This window comes from Novosphingobium gossypii, assembly GCF_050433305.1.
Lineage (GTDB): Bacteria > Pseudomonadota > Alphaproteobacteria > Sphingomonadales > Sphingomonadaceae > Novosphingobium > Novosphingobium gossypii.
In genome coordinates, this window is record NZ_JBNPXM010000016.1 from 35,589 (window position 1) to 56,277 (window position 20,689).

General features: G+C 66.8%; 18 protein-coding genes and 1 tRNA gene. 10 read left to right on the forward strand and 9 right to left on the reverse strand.

What is annotated here, in order from left to right; genetic code table 11:
• Positions 1–23: 23 nt before the first annotated feature.
• The 3 genes from GGR40_RS20305 to GGR40_RS20315 form a co-directional block, all read right to left on the reverse strand.
• Positions 24–947, reverse strand: coding sequence for an MBL fold metallo-hydrolase (locus tag GGR40_RS20305; RefSeq protein ID WP_429278073.1), 924 nt, complete (start codon positions 945–947; stop codon positions 24–26).
• A 38-nt stretch (positions 948–985) separates the two neighbouring features.
• On the reverse strand, positions 986–1,462 hold the full coding sequence (locus tag GGR40_RS20310) for a DUF1465 family protein (protein WP_429278074.1): 477 nt from the start codon (positions 1,460–1,462) through the stop codon (positions 986–988).
• A gap of 92 nt (positions 1,463–1,554) precedes the next feature.
• Positions 1,555–1,752, reverse strand: coding sequence for a YdcH family protein (locus tag GGR40_RS20315; protein ID WP_429278075.1), 198 nt, complete (start codon positions 1,750–1,752; stop codon positions 1,555–1,557).
• 261 nt (positions 1,753–2,013) lie between these two features.
• On the opposite strand from GGR40_RS20315, the gene GGR40_RS20320 reads away from it, so the two are divergent.
• The 5 genes from GGR40_RS20320 to tilS all read left to right on the forward strand — a co-directional run bounded on the left by GGR40_RS20320 (position 2,014) and on the right by tilS (position 7,905).
• Positions 2,014–2,169, forward strand: a complete 156-nt coding sequence (locus GGR40_RS20320) for a YdcH family protein (RefSeq protein ID WP_429278076.1) — start codon at positions 2,014–2,016, stop codon at positions 2,167–2,169.
• 132 nt (positions 2,170–2,301) lie between these two features.
• Positions 2,302–4,578, forward strand: a complete 2,277-nt coding sequence (gene ptsP, locus GGR40_RS20325; RefSeq protein WP_429278077.1) for a phosphoenolpyruvate--protein phosphotransferase — start codon at positions 2,302–2,304, stop codon at positions 4,576–4,578.
• Between the two features lie 180 nt (positions 4,579–4,758).
• Positions 4,759–5,775, forward strand: coding sequence for a helix-turn-helix domain-containing protein (locus GGR40_RS20330; RefSeq protein ID WP_429278078.1), 1,017 nt, complete (start codon positions 4,759–4,761; stop codon positions 5,773–5,775).
• 215 nt (positions 5,776–5,990) lie between these two features.
• Complete coding sequence (locus GGR40_RS20335; protein ID WP_429278079.1) at positions 5,991–6,950, forward strand: tetratricopeptide repeat protein; 960 nt, start codon at positions 5,991–5,993, stop codon at positions 6,948–6,950.
• On the forward strand, positions 6,931–7,905 hold the full coding sequence (gene tilS / locus GGR40_RS20340; protein ID WP_429278080.1) for a tRNA lysidine(34) synthetase TilS: 975 nt from the start codon (positions 6,931–6,933) through the stop codon (positions 7,903–7,905). The genes GGR40_RS20335 and tilS overlap by 20 nt, the downstream gene beginning before the upstream one ends.
• A 6-nt stretch (positions 7,906–7,911) precedes the next feature.
• Here tilS and GGR40_RS20345 read toward each other — a convergent pair whose 3' ends face one another.
• On the reverse strand, positions 7,912–8,556 hold the full coding sequence (locus GGR40_RS20345; protein ID WP_429278081.1) for a L,D-transpeptidase family protein: 645 nt from the start codon (positions 8,554–8,556) through the stop codon (positions 7,912–7,914).
• Positions 8,557–8,645: 89 nt separating this feature from the next.
• A complete protein-coding gene (locus GGR40_RS20350) occupies positions 8,646–9,263 on the reverse strand; it encodes a TetR/AcrR family transcriptional regulator (protein ID WP_429278082.1) in 618 nt (205 codons plus the stop codon).
• Positions 9,264–9,374: 111 nt separating this feature from the next.
• On the opposite strand from GGR40_RS20350, the gene GGR40_RS20355 reads away from it, so the two are divergent.
• The 4 genes from GGR40_RS20355 (at position 9,375) to GGR40_RS20370 (ending at position 14,022) form a co-directional block, all read left to right on the forward strand.
• Entirely contained in the window at positions 9,375–11,723 is a 2,349-nt protein-coding gene (locus GGR40_RS20355; RefSeq protein WP_429278083.1) for a TonB-dependent receptor, read from the forward strand.
• 20 nt (positions 11,724–11,743) lie between these two features.
• Positions 11,744–12,622, forward strand: a complete 879-nt coding sequence (locus tag GGR40_RS20360) for an alpha/beta fold hydrolase (RefSeq protein ID WP_429278084.1) — start codon at positions 11,744–11,746, stop codon at positions 12,620–12,622.
• 26 nt (positions 12,623–12,648) lie between these two features.
• Entirely contained in the window at positions 12,649–13,893 is a 1,245-nt protein-coding gene (locus GGR40_RS20365; RefSeq protein ID WP_429278085.1) for a spinster family MFS transporter, read from the forward strand.
• Positions 13,894–13,947: 54 nt separating this feature from the next.
• Positions 13,948–14,022: transfer RNA gene (locus tag GGR40_RS20370), tRNA-Thr, on the forward strand.
• Positions 14,023–14,047: 25 nt separating this feature from the next.
• Here GGR40_RS20370 and GGR40_RS20375 read toward each other — a convergent pair.
• From GGR40_RS20375 to GGR40_RS20390, 4 genes are all read right to left on the reverse strand, one after another.
• Positions 14,048–14,914, reverse strand: a complete 867-nt coding sequence (locus GGR40_RS20375) for a hypothetical protein (protein WP_429278086.1) — start codon at positions 14,912–14,914, stop codon at positions 14,048–14,050.
• Positions 14,915–15,056: 142 nt separating this feature from the next.
• Positions 15,057–16,784: an alkaline phosphatase D family protein gene (locus GGR40_RS20380; protein WP_429278087.1), complete on the reverse strand. Its 1,728-nt coding sequence runs from the start codon at positions 16,782–16,784 to the stop codon at positions 15,057–15,059.
• An 88-nt stretch (positions 16,785–16,872) separates the two neighbouring features.
• On the reverse strand, positions 16,873–19,209 hold the full coding sequence (locus GGR40_RS20385; protein WP_429278088.1) for a TonB-dependent receptor: 2,337 nt from the start codon (positions 19,207–19,209) through the stop codon (positions 16,873–16,875).
• A 151-nt stretch (positions 19,210–19,360) separates the two neighbouring features.
• A complete protein-coding gene (locus GGR40_RS20390) occupies positions 19,361–19,498 on the reverse strand; it encodes a hypothetical protein (RefSeq protein ID WP_429278089.1) in 138 nt (45 codons plus the stop codon).
• On the opposite strand from GGR40_RS20390, the gene GGR40_RS20395 reads away from it, so the two are divergent.
• Positions 19,491–20,684, forward strand: a complete 1,194-nt coding sequence (locus tag GGR40_RS20395) for a glycosyltransferase (RefSeq protein WP_429278090.1) — start codon at positions 19,491–19,493, stop codon at positions 20,682–20,684. The two genes, GGR40_RS20390 and GGR40_RS20395, sit on opposite strands and share 8 nt — an antisense overlap.
• The last annotated feature ends 5 nt before the right edge of the window (positions 20,685–20,689 follow it).

Here is a 20,689-nt window from a genome sequence, read left to right on the forward strand (position 1 = left end):
CGGCGCGGACCCAAGCGGAAAATTCATGGTGTCGGCGTGTCTGCCGTCAGGCTCCAGCGATCCTCGTCGCGTCGGGCAAGGCCGCGTCGTTCGAGGTCGATCAGGTGCGCCAGTACCGAGCGTCCGGCGGCGGGCCACAGCTTTTCATCGACGCCCTTGTACATGCGCGGCACCATTTCGGCGATGCGTGCGGGGGCTTCCTCCATCTGGCGCAGGATCTGCCGTTCGCGCTGGCGGCGGTGGCCGATCATGCCGCGCACCAACTGGCGGGGCTTGGTCACCTCGGGGCCGTGGGCGGGGTAGTAGACGGTGTCCTGTTCGCGTTCGTAGAGCAGCGCCAGGCTGGCCATGTAGTCGGTCATGTCGCCATCGGGGGGCGACACCACGCTGGTCGACCAGCCCATGACATGGTCGCCGGTGAACAGCGCGCCGGTTCCCTCAAGCGCGAAGCACAAGTGGTTCGAGGTATGGCCCGGTGTCGCAACCGCCCGCAGGGTCCAGCCGGTGCCGTCGGCGGCGGTGCCGGTCAGCGCGTCTCCATGGGACAGGACGCGGTCAGGGGCATAATCGGTGTCGAAGGCGGCATCGGCGCGCGGCCCGTCGTCGTTCAGCGACAGCGGAGCGCAGCCGATCACCGGCGCTCCGGTCAGGGCCGATAGGGGCGCGGCGGCGGGCGAGTGGTCGCGATGAGTGTGCGTGCAGCAGATGGCGACGACCCGGTCATCGCCGATCGCCGCCATCAAGGCGCTCAGGTGCTCCGCGTCGTTCGGGCCGGGATCGATCACCGCGATCTCACCGCATCCAGCGCCTTCGCTGCCGCCGACGATGTAGCTCTGCGTCCCGGTGAACGTGAAAGGAGAGGGGTTGTGCGCCAGCACCCGGCGGACCAGCGGGCCGACCTGCTGGGCGACGGCGTAGGGGCGTTCGATGTCGGCGAAGGCGTTCATGGTCGCGATATGGGGCGTCCAGGCCCCGCTGTCGACCGTCAGACGGCGCCGCGCGTTGCCTGCTGCGCCGCAAGCCGTTCGTGCAGGCGCGCGATCGCACCGGTCGCGGCAGGGCAGGCCATCTGCCAGGCACGATCGAGACGAAGCAGGCGTTCGCAGAAATGGCGCGTCGCTTCCGCCACCAGTGCAGCACCGGGCGGCAGAAGATCTGCCAAGGCGGGTTCGCCCTGAACGGTCGCGGGGGAAAGGCGGCCTTGGCGGCGCGGTTGCAGGTCGCTGATCTCGCCCCGCAGGCGGGCGCGGTGGTTGAGCAGCCACGCGGTGGCGTGCATCATCCGCGTCGTCGTGCGCAGGCCTTCGGCGGACAGGGCGACGCGGGCCAGGTCTTCGTCAACTGCATGATCGGCCGGCTGCGCAGCCGGCGCGAAAGCGGCGCGCACCTCCTCCGACAGCACGAGAGCCTCGCAGTAGAGCGCCTCGACGATGCGCGTATTGATGGACGCCGGGTTGGACATGCGCCCGGTATTTCTCACCGTCGAATCGGCGGCAAGCGGTGCGGGCGGCTAATCCCGCGCCAATGTCGATGCTGTCCCTGAACGGTACGCCGTCAGGCGATGATGTCGGGGATCAGATAGTCCTCGATCTGGGAAATCTGGTCCTTCAGGCGCAGCTTGCGTTTCTTGAGCCGGGCGATCTGCAGCATGTCGCCGCCGCCCGCCACCGCAAGCGCATCGATCGCGGCGTCGAGGTCACGATGCTCGACCCGCAGGATCTCCAGGCGCTTGCGCATTTCCTCTTCGGTCAACCCGGAATTCCTCAGTATTCGAGCCACTTGCCACGCCGAGAAGGAATCATGGAATCGATTCCCGTCAACGCACGTCTCATCCATCTCACCGATATGAAGCAATAGGGGTCTTCGCAAGGTGCCCCCGATGTGTTTCCATGATTACCGCGCCGGATCACCCGATGCCGAGTCGCCGCAAGGTCGCTTGACATCAGCCTGCCCGCATCCTGCCCGCAGGCACCGTTCGCAAGAGGGTCCGGCCCCTATAAGGAGGAACGTCCAATGGATAATTCGCACGTCAGCGCTCTGCAGCTCAAGCATGCCGGTATCGAACGGCAGATCCACGAGGAATTGAGCCGCCCGATCCCTGATGCCGTGGTCGTTCAGTCCCTCAAGAAGCGCAAGCTGCGCATCAAGGAAGAAATTGCGCGCTTCTGAGCGTGATTTTCGGGTCTGAATGAGCGGAGAATTCCACCGGACAACCGGGAAATTTCCGAAATCAAGCACCTAAGTTGATTCGACGGCATCCGGCGCGTTCCCAAAGCGATGACTTTGCGGTACGCCATGGGAATGAGCATCGGAGCCGTCGAAGCAGCCCGCACTATCCTGACCAGCCTCCACGAGGTCATGGCCTCGCGCAGCAATGCGCAGAGCAAGCTGAACACCGTGGTCGAAGTGATCGGCGAATGCCTCGATAGCGAGGTATGTTCGATCTACCTGCTGCGCGAAGGCATGCTGGAACTCTTCGCCACGCGAGGCCTTGCGCAGGAGGCGGTCCACGTCACCCGCATGGCCGTGGGCGAAGGGCTGGTCGGCTCCATCGCCGACCGGATAGAGACGCTGAACCTGGCCGAAGCGGCGGCTCACCCCGACTTCATGTATCGTCCCGAAACCGGGGAGGACAAGTTCCACTCCTTCGCCGGCGTGCCGATCGTTCGCCGCGAACGTGCGGTGGGCGCATTGTGCGTCCAGCACGTAGAGCCGCGCCGCTACGAAGAGGTGGAGATCGAGGCGCTGCAGACGGTGGCGATGGTGCTGTCCGAGCTTATCGTCAACGCCGACCTCATCGACGAGGAGGACGCCCGCGCCCTCAGCGCCGCACAGACCGGGCCGGAGCAGTTGCGTGGCCTGACGCTGGTCAAAGGGCTGGCCTCGGGTGTTGCCGTCTACCACCAGCCGCGTGTCACCATCGAACACATCGTCGCCGAAGACACGGAGGCCGAGCGCCAGCGCGTGATCCTGGCTTTCGACCGGATGCGCGAACAGATCGACCGCATGGCCAATCAGGCCGAATTCGGCGTCGGCGGGGAGCATGAGGAAGTGCTCGAAACCTACCGCATGTTCGCCTACGACGAAGGCTGGACCCGTCGCATCAACGAGGCGATCGATTCCGGCCTCACCGCCGAAGCTGCGATCGAGCGCGTCCAGCAGCGTACCCGCATGCGCATGCGCCAGATCGACGATCCGCTGCTGGCCGACCGGATGCACGATCTTGAGGATCTGGCCAATCGCCTGCTGCGCATCGTCTCCGGGCAGCTGGGCACGGCAGCGTCGATGGGGCTGCGCAACGATGCGATCCTGATAGCGCGCAACCTGGGCCCGGCGGAACTGCTGGAATATGACAAGCGCCGCCTTAAGGGCGTGATCCTTGAGGAAGGCTCGCTCACCAGCCACGTCGTCATCGTCGCGCGCGCCATGGGCATTCCGGTGCTGGGCCGCGTTCGGGGCTTGCGCGGGGTGGTGCGCGAAGGCGATCCGCTGCTGCTGGACGCGGATCAGGGGACCACGATGGTGCGCCCTTCCGCCGGCATCGTCGAGGCATTCGACGCGCGGTTTGCCCGCAGCCGCGAACGGCAGGCGGTCTATGCCGGAATGCGCGACGTGCAGGCCACGACGCGCGACGGTACCCGCATCAACGTGATGATCAACGCGGGGCTGCGCGACGACGTCGCCAACCTCATCACCACGGGCGCTGACGGCATCGGCCTGTTCCGGACCGAGTTTCAGTTCCTGGTATCCGCCACGCTGCCCCAGCGCGAGAAGCAGACGCGCCTCTACCGCGACGTGATGGATGCTGCAGGCGACCGCCCGGTCGTGTTCCGCACCGTCGATATCGGTGGCGACAAGACCCTTCCCTACTTGCGTCACGATGACGGCGAAGGGGAGGAGAACCCGGCAATGGGCTGGCGTGCGCTCCGCGTCGCGCTGGAGCGTGATGCCCTGCTGAAGGTGCAGGCGCGGGCGCTGCTGGAAGCGGCGGGGGGGCGCCCCCTCAACGTGATGTTCCCGATGGTCGCCGAACCGTGGGAGTTCGACGCCGCCAAGGCCGTGTTCGACGGCCAACTGGCCTATTTGCGCCGCCAGAAGAAGCAACTGCCCGAAGCGATCCGCTATGGCGTCATGCTGGAGGTGCCTTCGCTGGCCGAACAGCTGGACCTGCTGGCGCCGAAGATCCAGTTCCTGTCGATCGGCACCAACGACCTCACGCAGTTCCTGTTCGCCGCCGACCGTTCCAATCCCAAGCTGGCGGAGCGCTACGACTGGCTCAGCCCCGCCATCCTGCGCTTCGTGCGCCGGGTTGTGCGCACCCTGGACGGCACCGGCGTGGACATCAGCGTCTGCGGCGAAATGGGCGGGCGGCGGCTGGAGGCGCTGGCACTGCTGGGCATCGGCATCCGGCGCCTGTCGATCACGCCTGCTGCGGTTGGCCCGATCAAGGAGCTGGTCGGCAAGATTGATGTTGCCGAAGCGGCCGCTGCAATGGACGGCTGGCTAGCCGCGCCGCCGGCCGACCTGCGTGCGGAAATGTCGGCCTGGGCGGCGGCGCGCGACATTTCGGTGGACTGACGGGGCTGGTCGGATGGGCATTTCCGATCGGTTCGCATCCTGTTCCGATTTGGGGTCGATCCGGTTCAGGATTTACCGTATAAATTTAACCTGAACGGACGCGGCCCGATTGACATTGGCCGGTCAGAAGGTTTGGTTAGTGGCCGATCAGGTCGCACTAACCACGCCTAACGGAGCGGAATGGAAAACGTCGAAACCCAAGGCCTTGCGCGCGGACCGAACAGCGTCGGCAGCCAGCTTCGCGCAGCGCGTGAGGCGCTGGGCCGCAGCCGTGCCGAAATCGCGTCGCAGACCAAGATCGCCGAGCGTCATCTGGCCGCGATCGAGGAGGACCGCCTGGGCGACCTTGCCGCGCGCACATATGCTGTCGGCTTTGCCCGCACTTATGCCCGCGCCGTGGGAGAGGATGAGCGGGTGATCGCCGCCAAGGTCCGCGAGCAACTGGACAGCGAAGCGGGGCAGCGCGTCGAATACGTGCCCAGCTTCGAACCGGGTGATCCGGCCCGCGTGCCCACGCGGGGCCTTGCGTGGATTGCCGCGATCGGCGTGGTCGCCGTGGTGGTGGCGCTCTTCGCGTTCCGCAGCAATTTCTTCTCGCCAGAAGGGCAACTGCCCGATCTCATCACCGAACAGACACCGGCGCCCGCAGCGCCCAGGGTTGCCGCACCGGCTTCGCAGGCACCCGCACCAGCGCAGGGCCCGGTCGTGCTCACTGCAACCGGCGACCGCGTTTGGGTGAAGGTGACGGATGCCAAGGGCGACCAAGTGCTCCAGAAGGAACTCGCCATGGGTGAGAACTGGACGGTGCCCGGCGACGTGCCCGGCCTGCAGCTGCGCACCGGCAGGCCCGACGCGCTGGCGATTTCCATCGGCGGCAAGGCGATCCCGCCGCTGTCCACCGAACCCAGGCTGATTTCCGGCGTCTCGCTGGCGGCGGCGGATCTGCTGGCGCGCGGCAATGGCGCATCGCCGCCGCAGGGCGCCCCCGGATCCGCGATTGCACCGTCGGCGGCGCCGTCCAGCGCGCCACCTGCCCCTGTGGCTGCCGCGCCTGCCGCAAGCCAGCGCCCGGCATCCGCTCGCCCTACGGAACGCCGCCAGAACGCTCGCCCTGCGGCGCGATCGACGGCAACAGCAGCGCGCGAACCTGCCGAAGTACCGACCCCGGAATCGCTGCTGCCGCCTTCCGTCCAGTAAGGCGCGATCGGAAAGGGCGGGCTGGCGGCGCTGCGGTTTCCACGATTTTCCGGGCGTCCGTGCCTCGACAGGTAGGGGCGGTTTCGGGCAACACCGGTGCAGTCCACTGGTTAATCCCCGGTTTCACCCGACGTTGCCATGGCGCAGGCGAAAGATGATCCCGGCATGGAGTTGATTTGGCGATGAAACGTTCCTCTGGCTTATTGCGCGACCCGATGAGGCTCCGGTCCGGCCTTCTCGCGACGGTCGCTGCGGCCTCGGTCCTGTTCGGTGCGGCTCCTGCCGTTGCGCAGGATGCCAACACCAGCGCGCGCCTCAACAAGGTCGAATCCGAAGTACGCGCCCTGCAGCGCAAGGTTTTCCCCGGCGCCGACGGCAAGTTCTTCGAGCCGCAGATCAATGCGCCGACCACGCCTGCGCCGGCCCCCGGCATGCCGTCGATCACGCCGCTGACCGATGTGCTCACCCGCATGGATTCGGTGGAAGCGCAGATCACGCAACTGACCGCGCAAGTCGAACAGAACACCAATCGCATCAACCAGCTTGAAGCCAAGCTGACGGCCGCCGCGCCGCCGCAGTCGGATTTCGTACCCGGCCCCGGAGCGGTTGCGCCGCTGACGCCTGCTCCCGCGAACACGCCTGCTCCGGCTCCTGTTGGTGCCGCTCCGCTGGCGCCTGCGCCGGTCGCGGCAGCGCCGAAGCCGGTCACGCCCCCGCCCCGTCCGGTGGCTCCGTCCAACTCGCGGATCGATGCTGTCAAGGCCATTGTCAAACCGCAGAGCGCGGATGCCGGCGATGACGAATACAGCTACGGATTCCGCCTGTGGGAAGCCAAATTCTACCCCGAGGCGCAGCAGCAGCTGAAGCTGTATCTGGAAAAGTACCCCCGTCATGCCCGCGCCAGCTTCGGCCGCAACCTGCTGGGCCGCGCCTATCTGGACGATGGCAACCCGACGGAAGCGGCCAAGTGGTTCCTGCAGAACTTCCAGGCCGACAAGCGCGGCGATCGCGCGCCGGACAGCCTGCTGTACCTTGCCGTTTCGATGAAGCAGCTCAAGGACACCAAGCGCGCCTGCATCGCCCTTAGCGAGTTCAGCGAGACGTATGCCGCAGAAGCCGCCGGTCGTCTGTCCAGCGTCTACCTGAACACGCGCAATGGGCTTACCTGCAGCTGAGGTCGAACGCTTTCGGGATGATCTCGGAAGCGTCTGGCCTGACAGGATAGAAGACGGGGCGGCCCGGCTGGGCATTGCGGTGTCGGGTGGGCCGGACAGCCTTGCGCTGCTGCTGCTGGCCCACGCCGCCTTGCCTGGGCGTGTGGAGGCGGCCACCGTCGACCACGCTCTGCGCGCGGAAAGCGCCGCAGAAGCCGCCGAAGTTGCGCGCGTCTGCGGCGATCTTGGCATTCCCCACGCGATCCTGGCGGTAAAGGTGGCCCCCGGCAACGTGCAGGCCGAAGCTCGCGCGGCGCGCTATGCGGCATTGTCCGAATGGGCGGCGGCACGGGGCATCGCCGCGCTGGCGACCGCGCACCATGCCGACGATCAGGCCGAGACGCTGCTGATGCGCCTCAACCGGGCAAGTGGCGTCGCCGGTCTTGCCGGGACGCGGGGGCGGGGCAGGGTGCCGGGTGGCGAGCTGCCGCTGCTGCGCCCTGTTCTTGGCTGGCGGCGCAGCGCACTGGGCGATGTGGTGGAGGCAGCAGGGTTGGTCGCGGTGCAGGATCCCAGCAACGCCAACGACCGGTTCGACCGCGTCCGTATCCGCAAGGCGCTGGCCGAAGCGGACTGGCTGGATGTTGCCGCGATCGCGCAAAGCGCCGCGCACATCGCCGAGGCCGACGCCGCGCTGGACTGGATGGCGGCACTGGAATGGCGTTCCTGCGTCAAGAAGGAACCGATGGGGCTGAAGTATCGCCCGCAGGCGCCGCGTGCGGTCGTGCTGCGGGTCGTGGCGCGGATCGTGCGCGAACTGGACGGAGAGGAGGCGCGCGGCGGTGCCGTGGCGCGGCTGGTGGACGGGCTGTCCGCCGGTCAACCTGCCTCGATCGGCAATCTGGTGGCGCGCCCCAATGCGGGCGGGTGGAGTTTCGCCAAGGCCCCGGTCAGGGCCGCCCGCCGCGAGAGGTGAGGGCGATCAGCCGCCCACCAGGCTGTCGCCCATGCCCACCTGCTTGCCTTTGGTGATGTAGACTTTGTCGCCGATCTTCGTCGTCGCGAACAGTTTGGCGGCGAAGGCATCGGGCATTCCCACGCAGCCGTGGCTGGCATAGCCCAGCGCCACGTCGGAGCCGTGCAGGGTGATCCCGTCGTTGGTCAGCCGCTGCATGTAGGGCATCGGCGCGCCGGTATAGATGTTGGACACATGGTCCTTGTCCTTCTCGGTGATCGGGAAGATCCCCAGTGGCGTCGGCTTGTCCGAAGTGCCCAGCAGGACGGCAGCGGTGCCGATTTCGTACCCGTTGCGGAACACCGAGATCACCCGCGCTTCAAGGTCGACGGTGACGACGATGGGGCCGGCGGGCACGTCCTTTTCGTCCCAGTGCCAGTCCCCGTACCTGATGGCGCCCTTGATCGGCAGGATGCGCTTGATGACGAAGGGTTCGTCCCGGGCGACGAGGCTGGCCACCGGCGCAAGGGCAGTTTTGGCTGCAGGCTGCGCCAGCTTTGCTTCCGCCAGCGAGGCAGGAGCGGGCTTCTCGGGCGATGCCGCGAGGACCAGCACGCCGGCGATGGCGGCAAGGGCAACGAAGCCCGAGGCGAGAAAAATGCGCGAGTCCACTTGAGATCCGGTTCCGTTGACGAACCCGCTTCTGGCAGGCCGGCCTTAGCATCCCGTAAATAGCGGTTAGGTGCCAGTATAACCAGTCGCTAACCGCGCCTGGCAATCCCGTCGCGCAGGATCGAGTTCGCGAGTTCCGCGATATCTTCGGGCGCATCTTCACCCCAGACCGCGAAGCGCAGGCCCAGGAAGACGTTCATCCCCATGATCGCCCAGGCATGCGCTTCCCCCAGATCGGCGCGCAGTTCGCCCCTGCGGATGCCCTCGGCCAGTCGTTCGTGGATGCGGGTGGCGGTGGACTGGTAATGCTGGCGGAAGGCGGCGGGATCGACGAATTCGCACTCGTCGATGATGCGGTAGATTTCCTTGTGCTCCGCCGCGAAGCGCAGGAACCCGATCAGCGAGGCCCGCTCCATCTCCAGCGCCGGCAGATCCTGCTTGCGGGCATTGCGCGCCGCTTCGCGCACTTTGCCGGACAGATCGTCCACCAGCGCGCGGAAGATTTCGTCCTTGGAATCGAAGTAGGTGTAGAAACTGCCCAGCGCCGTGCCCGCGCGCCGGGTGATGCCGGTGATCGAGGCTTCGTGGAAGCCATGCTCCCCGAATTCAACGGCAGCGGCATCCAGTAGCTTGCGCAAGGTTCGCCGCCCGCGTTCGGTGCGCGGCACCTTGCCGATCGGCGCGCCCTGAGCGTCATCTGTGGTCACAGAGACACAGCTAGACCGGAGTTTCGCGCTTGGCAAACTTTCAAAGTTGAAACTCGGTTCAACTATCAATATGCATCGCTTCAACAATAAGCGACGAGTGGGAGTTACGTGATGCGCAAGGCTGGATTCCGTGCGATTTCCTCAAGTATGCTGGCGCTTTCGGGCGGGCTGATGACGGTTCCGGCCCTTGCGCAGGATGCGACGTCGCCCACCTCCGTGGACGCCGAAGGAGGCGACATCATCGTCACCGCGCGCCGGCGCGAGGAACGGCTGGTCGATGTGCCGATCGCGGTATCCAGCTTCAGCGGCGACCAGTTGGCGAAGTCCGGCGCGGTCGACATCACCGAAGTGGCCAACGTCTCTCCCAACGTCACGCTGGAACCGTCGCGCGGCACCAACTCCACGCTGTCGGCCTTCATCCGCGGCGTAGGCCAGCAGGATCCGGTGTCCGGGTTCGAGCAGGGTGTGGGCATCTATCTCGACGACGTCTACCTCAACCGCCCGCAGGCTGCCGTGCTCGACATCTACGACGTGGAGCGGATCGAAGTGCTGCGCGGGCCGCAGGGCACGCTCTATGGCCGCAACACCATCGGCGGCGCGGTGAAGTACGTGACGAAGCAGCTGCCGCAGGACTTTGCGTTCAAGGTCAAGGGGACTTACGGCAGCTACGATCAGGCGGACCTGATCGCTACCGCATCAGCGCCGATCAGCGATCTCATCCGCGTCGGCGGATCGGTGGCGCGGCTGTCGCGCGGCGGCTTCGGCAAGAACCTGACGACGGGGCAGGACAACTACAACAAGGACATCTGGGCGGGCCGCGCCAGCGTGGACATCGGCGGATACGGAGAGCCGGTGCTTATCCGCATCTCGGGCGATTACAGCAAGGACAAGTCCAACGCGCGTGGCGGCCACCGCCTGATCCCGGGCTACGTGTCCGGCGCGCCGGTGCTGGGCGACGTCTACGACACGCGCGGCGGGCTGAACGATCCGCGTCAGGAAGTGGAAGCCTATGGCCTGGCGATCAACGCCACTGCCGAACTGACCGACGCGCTGACGTTCCGCTCGATCAGTTCGTGGCGCAAGGACGACAGCGCATCGCCGATCGACTTCGACGCGCTGCCTGCCGTCGATCTCGACGTACCGGCATACTACCGCAACGAACAGCTCAGCCAGGAAGTCCAGCTTCTGTGGGACGATGGCGGCATGGTGCAGGGCCTGCTGGGCGCGTACTACCTGACCGCGAAAGCCGACACCCAGTTCGACACGCGCCTGTTCACGGCGCTCAACGGACTGACCGCGTTCACGCAGGCCAACGTGAACACCAACACCTTCGCCATCTTCGGTGACTTCACGTTCGACTTCACCGAGCAACTGAGCCTTGCCGTGGGCGGGCGCTACACCTGGGACGAGCGCGAGGCGCAGATCCTGCGGCAGAACTATCTGGGCGGCGGTTCGCCGGTGTTCGGCGGCGCGGGCATACCCTTGGGTGCGCCCAGCACCAACTTCTCGGGCAAGGCGAAGTTCAACAAGTTCACGCCCCGCGCCTCGGTCAGCTTCAAGCCAACGCCCGATCACACGCTTTATGCAAGCTACAGCCAAGGCTTCAAGGGCGGCGGCTTCGATCCCCGCGGCGTCGGCGTCAACGCTCCGGCGGCGGTCCCCGGCGCGCCGACCAATGCCGAAGTCACCGATTACCTCAGCTTCCAGCCGGAAACGGTCGATAGCTATGAAATCGGGTACAAGGGCAACCTGCTGGGCGGGGCGCTCTACGTCGCGGCAGCCGGGTTCTACATGGATTACAAGGACGTGCAGATACCGGGCTCTGCGGGCTGCACCGTCGGCGGGCTGCCGACGTTCTGCGGCATCATCACCAATGCCGGCAAGGCGCGCTTCAAGGGCGTGGAACTGGAAGCCAACCTGCGCATGGGCCGCGATCTGGTATCTTCGGGAGACCGGCTGAATCTGTCCGGATCGCTTGGCTACATCGATGCCGAATACAAGGAATACATCGCCAACATCGCCGCCACCCCAACCGACGTGGCCGATTTCCGGCAGGTGCAGAACACGCCCAAGTGGACTGCCAGCGGCACGCTTGCCTATTCCACCCCGGTCGGCGGGGGCGACCTGAACGTCAGCACGACGTATTCCTACCGCTCCAAGACCTATCAGTTCGAGATTCCCAATCCCTATCTCGACCAGAAGGGCTTCGGATTGCTGGACGCCAGCCTCGTCTACACTGCGCCGGACGGACGCTGGAGCCTGGGCGTCCACGGCAAGAACATCCTCGACAAGCGGTACAAGACGTCGGGATACACGTTCCTGGCGACCAACCCGATCACCGGCGCGCTGCTGACGGCGCCGAACGGGCGGTTCATCCCGACGCTGGGCACCGAAGGAACGCTGACGGCCTACTACGGCAACCCGCGGCAGGTGTTCGCCACCGCGACGCTGGCGTTCTGACGGCGAAGGAAGATACGATCATGGACTACCGCGTCCATCGCTATCGCAGCGCCGACGGGCGGCTGGACCTTGCCGCGCGCGACTATGCGGCGGATGCCGGCGCGCCGGTGCTGCTGCTGATGCACGGCCTGACCCGCAACAGCGCCGATTTCGAGCCGCTGGTGGCGAAGCTGGCGGGGCGATACCGCATGATCGTGCCCGACCAGCGCGGGCGCGGGCTGTCGCAATGGGACACAGACCCGGCGCAATATCGGCCCGATGTCTACGCGCAGGACATGCTGGCGCTGCTGGACGGGCTGGGCATAACACGCGCGGGGCTGGTCGGCACCTCGATGGGCGGGCTGATGGCGATGGTCATGCAGGCGCTGCGCCCTGATCTTGCGCAGGCGGTGGTGTTCAACGACATCGGGCCGGTGCTGGACCCGGCGGGACTGGCGCGGATACAGGGCTACGTCGGCCCGGGCGCAGCGATGGCCGACTGGGCCGAGGCGACGGAGCGGGCGCGCGCCATCAACCGGGCGGCCTTCCCCGATGCGAACGACGCGCACTGGCACGCCTTCGCCCGCCGCATCGCGCGCGAGAATGCCGACGGCACCGTATCCTTCGCTTACGATCCCGCAATCTCGCAAAGCGTGGCCGGTGACGATCCGCAGACGGTGCCGCCCGATCTGTGGCCCTTGTGGGATCTGCTGGACGCAGTGCCGGTGCTGGTGGTGCGCGGCGCCTTGTCCGACCTGCTCAGCGCGGCGACCGTGGAAGAGATGGCGCGTCGTCACTCCGGCCCCTATGCGGCGGTGGAAGTGCCACGCGTGGGCCATGCGCCGATTCTGGACGAACCGGTTGCGCTGGCCGCGATCGAGGCGTTTCTGGAAGCGCATATGGCATCGTCCCCGGCATGATCGGGGGTGACGAAGGAAAGAACACGATGATCGAGCACAAGTCCACGTCGCCGCGTCTGGTGCTGGCGATGCTGCTGCTGGTCTACATCTTCAACTTCGTCGACCGGCAGATCCTGTCCATCCTTGCAGGGCCGATCCAGGCGGATCTGGGCCTTGACGATGCGCAGATGGGGATGCTGGGCGGGCTGGCCTTCGCCATCCTCTATTCGACGCTGGGCGTGCCGCTGGCCTGGGTGGCGGATCGCACCAGCCGGTCCTGGGTCATCACCGGATCGCTGGTGGTGTGGAGCGTGTTCACCGCCGCCTGCGCGCTGGCGCAGGGGTTCTGGCACATCTTTCTGGCGCGGCTGGGCGTGGGCGTCGGGGAAGCAGGCGGCGTGGCGCCCAGCTATGCGGTGATCGGCGACCATTTCCCCAGTCACCGCCGCGCCTTTGCGCTGTCGGTCTATTCGCTGGGCATTCCGCTTGGCTCGGCGGCGGGGGTAATGGCGGGCGGCTATGTCGCGCAGGCGGTGAACTGGCGCACCGCGTTCGTGGTGGTGGGCCTGTGCGGCATCCTGATCGCGCCGCTGTTCAAGCTGGTGGTGAAGGACAAGCCGAGGGTCGTATCCGCCCCCACGGTGCGCTTCGGCGAAGTGGTGGCCATGCTGGCGCGCAAGCGGGCGTTCTGGCTGCTCAGCTTCGGGGCGGCGTCCAGTTCGATGCTGGGCTATGGCATCGCCTTCTGGCTGCCCAGCCTGCTGCAGCGCAGTTTCCACCTCAGCCTCGTCGAAACGTCGTGGTTCTTCGGCGCGGTGCTGCTGGTAGGGGGCACCGCAGGCGTGCTGGCCGGCGGTGCGCTGGCGGACCGGCTGGGGCGGGCAGATCGCGCGTGGTACGGGCGGGTTCCGGCGATCGGCTTCGTCTGTGCGGTGCCGCTCTATGCGGGCGGGATCTGGACCTCCAGCGTACCGATGGCCTTCGTGCTGTTCCTGTTGCCGCAGGTGCTGGCCTATTTCTGGCTGGGCCCTGTGACCGGCGCGATCCAGCATCTGGTCGATCCGCCCGCCCGCGCCACGGCTTCGGCGATGTTCCTGCTCATCAACAACCTGATCGGGCTGGGCGGGGGCATCTATGCGCTGGGCGCGCTGTCCAAGGCGTTGGTGCCGGTATGGGGCGCGGAATCGCTGCGCTATTCGATGCTGTTCGCGCTGGTGCTCTACCTGCTGGCGGCGCTGCTGATGACGCTGGCGGGGCCGGGCCTAAGGCGCGAATGGGTGGCGGAGAAGTGAAAAACCGGCTTTGCAGGCGCGCGCAGTAAAGCTATGGCGCCACTTCGCTGGTGCGCCGGTTTAGCACAGTGGTAGTGCAGCGGTTTTGTAAACCGAAGGTCGGGGGTTCAAATCCCTCAACCGGCACCAGCGAATTTCCCCAGACAGCGCCGGCCTAAACAGCGCCGAAAGTCCACCCCTCCGTCCGTGCCAGTTCGGACGTGAGTTCGGCCGGGTGCCACAGTTCCCGGCGCGGTGCGGCGATGCGCAGCCAGGCGGCGGTGAGCAGGGCGTCGGCGCTGTGATCGTCGATGGGGCCGCTGCCGCCGACAGGTTCCGAGCCGAGCACCATCAGCGCCGCATCAAGGGCCGCATAGGACGTCATCTTCGCCCGCCCGGCAGGACGCCCGGCTTCGACGGCGGCAAGCGTGGTGTAGATCTCCGTCACCACGCTGCCGGTGGCGGGCAGCGGGTCCACCGGCCACACCGGCGCGCGGCCCTCCAGCCGGTGCAGCAGCCGCATGCCCGTCAGGCTGGACTTGCCGACCTGCGCCGCGCCGACAAGATTGAAGTTGGAATAGGGACGACACCCGGCGCGGGCCTGCGCCTCCTCGGTCACGCGCATCCGGCCCTTGCGGTGGGGTGCGCCGGGCAAGTGGAAATGCGCTCCCTCACGCCCGCCGTGGCGGCGGAAATAGGCGCTGAGTTCACCATGGTCGACCAGCCCCGATGCGCCAAGATGCGGATCGTCGACGCATAGCGCATCCACCAGCGCCCACAGCGAACGCGCATCCGCAGGGCTGTCGGGCCAGCCGGGAAAGAACGCCCCGGCATCGGCGAAGGGCAGCGATATGCCAAGGTCCAGCCCCACCAGCGTGTCGGGCGGCAGGCGGTGCAGCAGCAGGTCCAGCACGTCCGCCCGCGACCAGAGTGCATGGGACGGCGGGCGCAGCAGCCGGGGTGCGGCGGTGCCCTGTTCGCACAGGGCCACGGCGATGCCCTTGTGTCGTTCTCCCTGTGCGCCCGACCAGTCGATCGCCATGAAGTGGCGGAAGGCCGGGGCCGAGGAGGGGATCGGGGCAGGGGGCAGGCTTGCGGCTTCGGGCAGCGGAATGGGAGGGACTCGGCGTCAGCGACGGGGAACCGCCACCGTACCCGGCCCCCACGCCCGAAGCAAAGGGCCGTCAGGCCAGCCGCACGCGCGCTCCGTCGCGGCGGAAGGCGTCCCTGCGGATCACCTGCGTCGTGTATTCGCGCGAAAGCAGGGTGCTGACCGCCACGAAAGTCGCCGTGCCTGCGTGGCGTCCGAACTCCATGCGCACGTACCCTTGGTGCATGTTGTCGGTCCACACGACCTCGGGAATGTGCTCGGCATAGACCTTGTCCAGCCGGCGCGACATGTCCGGGTCGAAGCCGCTGGAGATGAAGTCCCCCGGCGAGGAGATGCCCGCCGTGCCGAACTCGATCCCCGCCGGGCGGCCCTGCGCATCGGCAAGGTCGTTGGTCCAGAAGCTGTGGCTGTCGCCCGAGAGGAACACCAGATCGCCCGCACCCGCGCGGCGCGACAGGTCGTAGAACCGTTCGCGCGCCCAGGGGTAGCCGCCCCAGGCGTCGGTATAGTCGGGCAGGTTGAACCGCCCGCGCCAAGCGAAGGAGACGGCGGGATCGGCGGCGATCTTCGCCAGTTCCTCCTTCGATTTCACGGCGGCAAGGCGGGGGGCAGGGTCAGGCAGGACGCCCAGCGCCACCATGTCTGGCACGTTGAGCCGGCCGATGATCATCGGGCAGCCGATCACCCGCCATGGCTGGCCCTGCTGCACTGAACGGGCCAGCGCGGCCTCGAGGTCGGCCTCAAGCTCGGGCGCGATGAGGGGGCGGTTCGGGGCGCCCAGCACGTCGCGCTTGAACCGCTCGGCAGAGGCGGCATCGACGATCTCGTGCGCGTGGTCGATATATTCGATCTGCTGCGCGCGGGCGGTGTGGCGCGTTTCCAGCGTGTGCAGCAGGGCCAAGTCGCCGAAGCTGTAGGCGCGCCAGAACTGCGCGCGGCTGCGGCCCTTCACCTCCAGCCATTCCGGTTCGCGCACCGGCATCCATTCATAATAGGCCTGGATCGAGGCGGCGCGGCGGGTCGCCCAGTCGCCTTCGGTATCGGGCTGGTGGTTCTGCGCGCCGCCGGTCCAGGGGTTATTGGCGCTTTCGTGGTCGTCCCAGCAGGCCAGCAGGGTGTGCTGCGCGTGCATCGCCAGCGATCCGGCGTCGGTCTTGTACTGCGCGTGACGGGTGCGATAGTCGGACAGGGTGACGATTTCGTGCGCGGGGGCGTGTTCGCGCCCGATGGTTCGGGCGATGTCCTCTCCCCAGCCGTCCTTGCCGCCGTATTCGTAGATGTAGTCGCCCGTGTGCAGCACGAAGTCGATGGCGGGATCGTGCGCGATGGCGTCATAGGCGTTGAAGTATCCGAACGCATAGTTGGAGCACGAAGCCAGCGCGATGCCCAGCGTGTCCACCCGCCCGGTCGGCAGGGTGCGCGCGCGTCCGACCGGCGACACCGCCTTGCCGAGCCGGAAGCGGTAGAAGAACGTGCCGCCCGCCCGAAGCCCGGTAGCCAGCGCCTTGACCGTGAAGTCGCGCGCGGCATCGGTGGCCACGGTGCCCGACTTCAGGATCCGGGTGAAGGCCGGGCTGTCGGACAGTTCCCATTCGACGGTCGCCGGAGCGGGTGCCGTCACCCGCGTCCAGAGCACCACGCTCGACGCATCGGGATCGCCGGCGGCCACGCCGTGGCGGAACACCGGGTTGACCGCTGCCGCAGCGATGGCGCCGATCGGCAGGACAGCCATCGCCACCCCTCCGGCAATGCCTGCAAGCAGGGCGCGGCGGGATACCTGAACGGAGCGATGCGAGGTCATGGCGGGCGGTCCTGTGATTCGGTTGCGGGAACAATAAGAAAGAAGGGCCGACGCTCCCCCGAGCATCGACCCTTCCCTGGCGTGACGATCAGAAGTCGGCGGTGACGCTGAACACCATCGTGCGCGGCGCGCCGAGGAACGCGTAGTTGCCCGATATGCCGCCGATATACTGCTCGTCGGTAAGGTTGGTGACGTTGAGCGCGAACTGCAGATCCTTGAGCGTGTCGGTAAGCGCTTCGCCCTTCACGGCCACCGAAAGGTCGGTCATGAAATAGTTCTTCGCGGTCCAGCTGTTGTCCGCATCGACGAAGCGGTTGCCGGTGTACTTGCCCGTCAGGCCTACGGTGACGGGGCCGTAGTTGTACGTGCCCGACAGCACCCACATGTCACGCGGGATGCCCGCGACGCGGTTGCCCGCAGTCACGCCCTGTTCCGCATCCAGTTCGGCGTTGCCGGTGCCGCGGTACTTGGCATCGATATGGGTGTAGGATCCGTAGAGCGACAGGCCGGTGACCGGACGCACGGCGGCGAGCAGTTCGAAACCTTCGGAATCGATGCCGCCGGCGTTGAAGAAGCGGCCGTCGCCCTCGCTCAGGTAGTCCGGACCTGCCGAGGAGTTGCTCGGCACGAAGATCACCTGGTTGGAGAACTTGCTCTTGAACCAGGTTGCCGAGGCGCGGAAGATGCCGCCTTCGTAGCGCGCGCCCGCTTCCCAGTTCTCGGCGGTCTCGGGCTCGATGTCGGCGATCGCGTCCCCGCTGTATTCCAGCAGCGTGTCGGACAGCGCCTTGAAGTTCTCCGAATAGCCGCCAAACAGGTCGAGGCCGGTCACCGGCTCCACCTGGACACCGCCCGAGAGCAACACCTTCGACTTGGACTTGAGGCTGGTGTTCTCGGTTTCACCGAAGAGATCGTTGCGGTCGAGGTGGTTGATGAACTGCTTGACGCCGAAGTTGGCGGTCACCGGTCCGTACTGAATCTGGTCCTCGGCGTACCACTTGAAGGTGCTCTGCGGATACTTGCGGTCGTACTGGGTCCAGTAAGGCATTGCGTCGTAAGCCGGGCCGACGCTGGTGTCGGACACGTGGTGCCAGTCGCGCCATTCGCGGCGGTTCGTGTCCTCGTACCAGATACCTCCGCGCAGGGTGTTCTCCAGCATGCCGAACTGCGCGGTCCAGGCGCCGTCCAGCGTGCCGCCGAGGCGATCCTTGCGATAGTGAGTGTGGCGATAGGACTGCTGCTGGATGGCGCCGGCCGCCGTCGGAGCCACGATCTGGCCGGCGGCGTTGGTGGCGAAATAGGTCGGCGTACCCGTGCCGGCGGGCAGCGTGGCCCACCATGCGGGCGTGCCCTTGACGGTGGACGTGCCGTCGATCTCGCTCTGCACGCCCGAGGGGTCCTGCGCGACGTTGACGATGTAGGGCGGCGCCCAGTCACCGCGCCCGGCCATGTCGTGGTAGTAGACCGAGGCCTTGAGATCGAGCGCATCGGCGATCTTCGTTTCGGCCTTCAGGTAGCCGAAGAAGTTCTTGCGCTTGGTGTTCCACACCTGGCGGAACTGCTGGTCGGCCACGGGCACGCCGGTCCACACGCCGACGAGGCCGTCGGTGTAGGAACGGTTGTACTGCGCTTCCGAATAGATCTGGTCGTAGTTGCTTTCGACCGCCTCATCGTAGCTGGCGTAGCCGGTGAACTTGACTGGCGTATCGACGACGAACTTCATGGCGAAGTTGTCGCGGCGGTTGTTGGCCGAACCTTCCAGCCAGTCGGTCGCTTCCTGGTGTGCGTAGGAGAACCATGCCTTGGCGACGCCGCCGACAAGTCCGGTGTCGAAGCGGCCGTAGTAGCGGCTGGAATCGAAGTCGCCGACCGATCCGGACAGGCGCACGCGCATGTCGTCGATAGGGTCGGCGGTGACGAAGTTGATGGTGCCGCCCAGCGCCTCGTTCGAGCGCGATGCGATGTCGGCGGTGCCCTGGAACACTTCGACGGTGCCGATGTTGGCGGTATCGACGAAGCGATTGGCCTTGGAGCCGCCGCCGTAGCCCGAACCGCCGTTGGGCAGACCGTCGATGGTCAGGCCGACCTGCTGCGTGTCGAGGTTCGTCTGGTAGCCGCGGATGGAATAGGTGGTCGACCAGTCGTCGAACCCGAAGGCGTCGCCTTCGTTCACCTGCACGCCGGGCAGGGTGCCGATGAGGTCGATGGCGGAGGCGATCGGCGACTTGTCGTCGATCAGCGTCTCGTCCAGCGCGGCGTTGTTGTACGTAGTGCGCTGGCCGGTCACCACGATGGCGTCGGCACCGTCATAGCCCGCTTCGGCAGCAGCGTCGGCGGCCTCATCGGCGAAGGCCGGCATCGCAACCACGATGGCGGCAAGGCTGGTGCCCAGAATACAGAAACGGCGGATGGCTTGGACGCGCATGATGCAAATACCCCCTGATGCAAAACCTGATGTGTTGCGTACGCAACGCTTGTGCGGCGCAGCATCTGGGGAAGTTTTCTGACGCGGTGCAGACAGTTCCGAGACAGTTCGCAGTCGTTTCGGTGACCGCGGACTGACAGTGGAGGCAGCGTCACAAACCCGACACGGCCTGCCCATAGAGGCCGCCGCGAAAGCCGCTGTTCGTCATCCGGTCACTGCCGATCGGGGGAAGGATGCGGGAAACCAGGATCGACGGCGTCTCAGGAACCATGCAGTCACCCTTGCGCATTGCAGTACCCATACACAGCCTGGAACCGGGCGGCGTAGAGCGTGTGGCGCTGGGCCTTGCCGCCCAGTGGCGCGCTGCGGGGCATGACGTGACGATCGTGCTGGGGCGCAAGGGCAATGCGGGGTACGGCGGGGCGGGCCTGTGCAGTGCTCCCGCGCTGGATTACTGGAGCGTGCCCACGCGGCTCTCCACGGCATCGTGGGAGACGCCGTGGATGATCCACACGCTCTACAGCTTCCTGATGGAGCGGCGCATCGACGTGCTGTTCTGCGCGGGCAACACGTATGCCGTGGTCGGCGCGGCGATGAAGCTGCTTCTGGGCAGTCATACCCCGGCGATGGTGCTGAAAGTCAGCAATGCGCTGGACCGGCCCGACATGGCCCCGCCGATGCGCGGTGCCTATGACGTCTGGCTGCGCGCGCAGGGCTCTACGTTCGACGCGCTCGTCGCCCTGTCGGAGCCGATGCGGCGCGAAGTGCGGGAACGAATGCGGGCAGAGGCCGGTCAGGTGCAGGTCATCGCCAACCCGATCCTGACGCGGCGGCGCCTGATCCAGCTGGGGCGGATCCGCCATGGCGCACCGTCCGCATGGGGGATGCGCTATCTGGCGGCGGGGCGGCTGGCGCCGCAGAAGAACTTTGCGCTGATGCTGCGGGCCTTCGCCACGGCATCGCGGGCCGAAGACCGCCTGACCATCGCCGGAGACGGCCCCGAACGCAGCCGCCTGCAGGCGCTCTGCCGGCAACTGGGGATCGCCGATCGGGTGACGTTCGCCGGGCATGTCGCTGCCGTCGATCCGCTGCTGGAGCAGGCCGACGCGCTGCTGCTCAGCTCCGACTACGAAGGGTTGCCCGGTGTCGTCGTGGAAGCTCTGGCGGCGGGCCTGCCCATACTTGCCACCGATTGCTGCGTCAGCATGGCCAGCCTTGTGGAGCATGAGCGCACCGGCCTGCTGGTGCCGCCGCGCGACGCGGGAGCTTTCGCGCAGGGGATCGTGCGGCTGCGCGACATGCGCGGCGACCCGGACCGCGCCCGCACCGTTGCGGCGCGCTACGAACTGGAAAGCGCCGCCGCGCGCTATGTCGAACTGATGCGCGACGTGGGGCAGCGTCGCGAACAGGACCGCCGCCGCGATCTGGCGATCAGCACGCTTGCGCCGTGCCGATCGCTGCGGCGCTCTCGGTAATCAGG

Coding starts and splice junctions, on each gene's coding strand:
- GGR40_RS20305 (WP_429278073.1), bottom strand. CDS start 947: ATGAACGCCTTCGCCGACATCGAACGCCCCTACGCCGTCGCCCAGCAG.
- GGR40_RS20310 (WP_429278074.1), bottom strand. CDS start 1,462: ATGTCCAACCCGGCGTCCATCAATACGCGCATCGTCGAGGCGCTCTAC.
- GGR40_RS20320 (WP_429278076.1), top strand. CDS start 2,014: ATGGATAATTCGCACGTCAGCGCTCTGCAGCTCAAGCATGCCGGTATC.
- ptsP (WP_429278077.1), top strand. CDS start 2,302: ATGAGCATCGGAGCCGTCGAAGCAGCCCGCACTATCCTGACCAGCCTC.
- GGR40_RS20330 (WP_429278078.1), top strand. CDS start 4,759: ATGGAAAACGTCGAAACCCAAGGCCTTGCGCGCGGACCGAACAGCGTC.
- GGR40_RS20335 (WP_429278079.1), top strand. CDS start 5,991: ATGAGGCTCCGGTCCGGCCTTCTCGCGACGGTCGCTGCGGCCTCGGTC.
- tilS (WP_429278080.1), top strand. CDS start 6,931: ATGGGCTTACCTGCAGCTGAGGTCGAACGCTTTCGGGATGATCTCGGA.
- GGR40_RS20355 (WP_429278083.1), top strand. CDS start 9,375: ATGCGCAAGGCTGGATTCCGTGCGATTTCCTCAAGTATGCTGGCGCTT.
- GGR40_RS20360 (WP_429278084.1), top strand. CDS start 11,744: ATGGACTACCGCGTCCATCGCTATCGCAGCGCCGACGGGCGGCTGGAC.
- GGR40_RS20365 (WP_429278085.1), top strand. CDS start 12,649: ATGATCGAGCACAAGTCCACGTCGCCGCGTCTGGTGCTGGCGATGCTG.
- GGR40_RS20375 (WP_429278086.1), bottom strand. CDS start 14,914: ATGGCGATCGACTGGTCGGGCGCACAGGGAGAACGACACAAGGGCATC.
- GGR40_RS20380 (WP_429278087.1), bottom strand. CDS start 16,784: ATGACCTCGCATCGCTCCGTTCAGGTATCCCGCCGCGCCCTGCTTGCA.
- GGR40_RS20385 (WP_429278088.1), bottom strand. CDS start 19,209: ATGCGCGTCCAAGCCATCCGCCGTTTCTGTATTCTGGGCACCAGCCTT.
- GGR40_RS20390 (WP_429278089.1), bottom strand. CDS start 19,498: ATGCGCAAGGGTGACTGCATGGTTCCTGAGACGCCGTCGATCCTGGTT.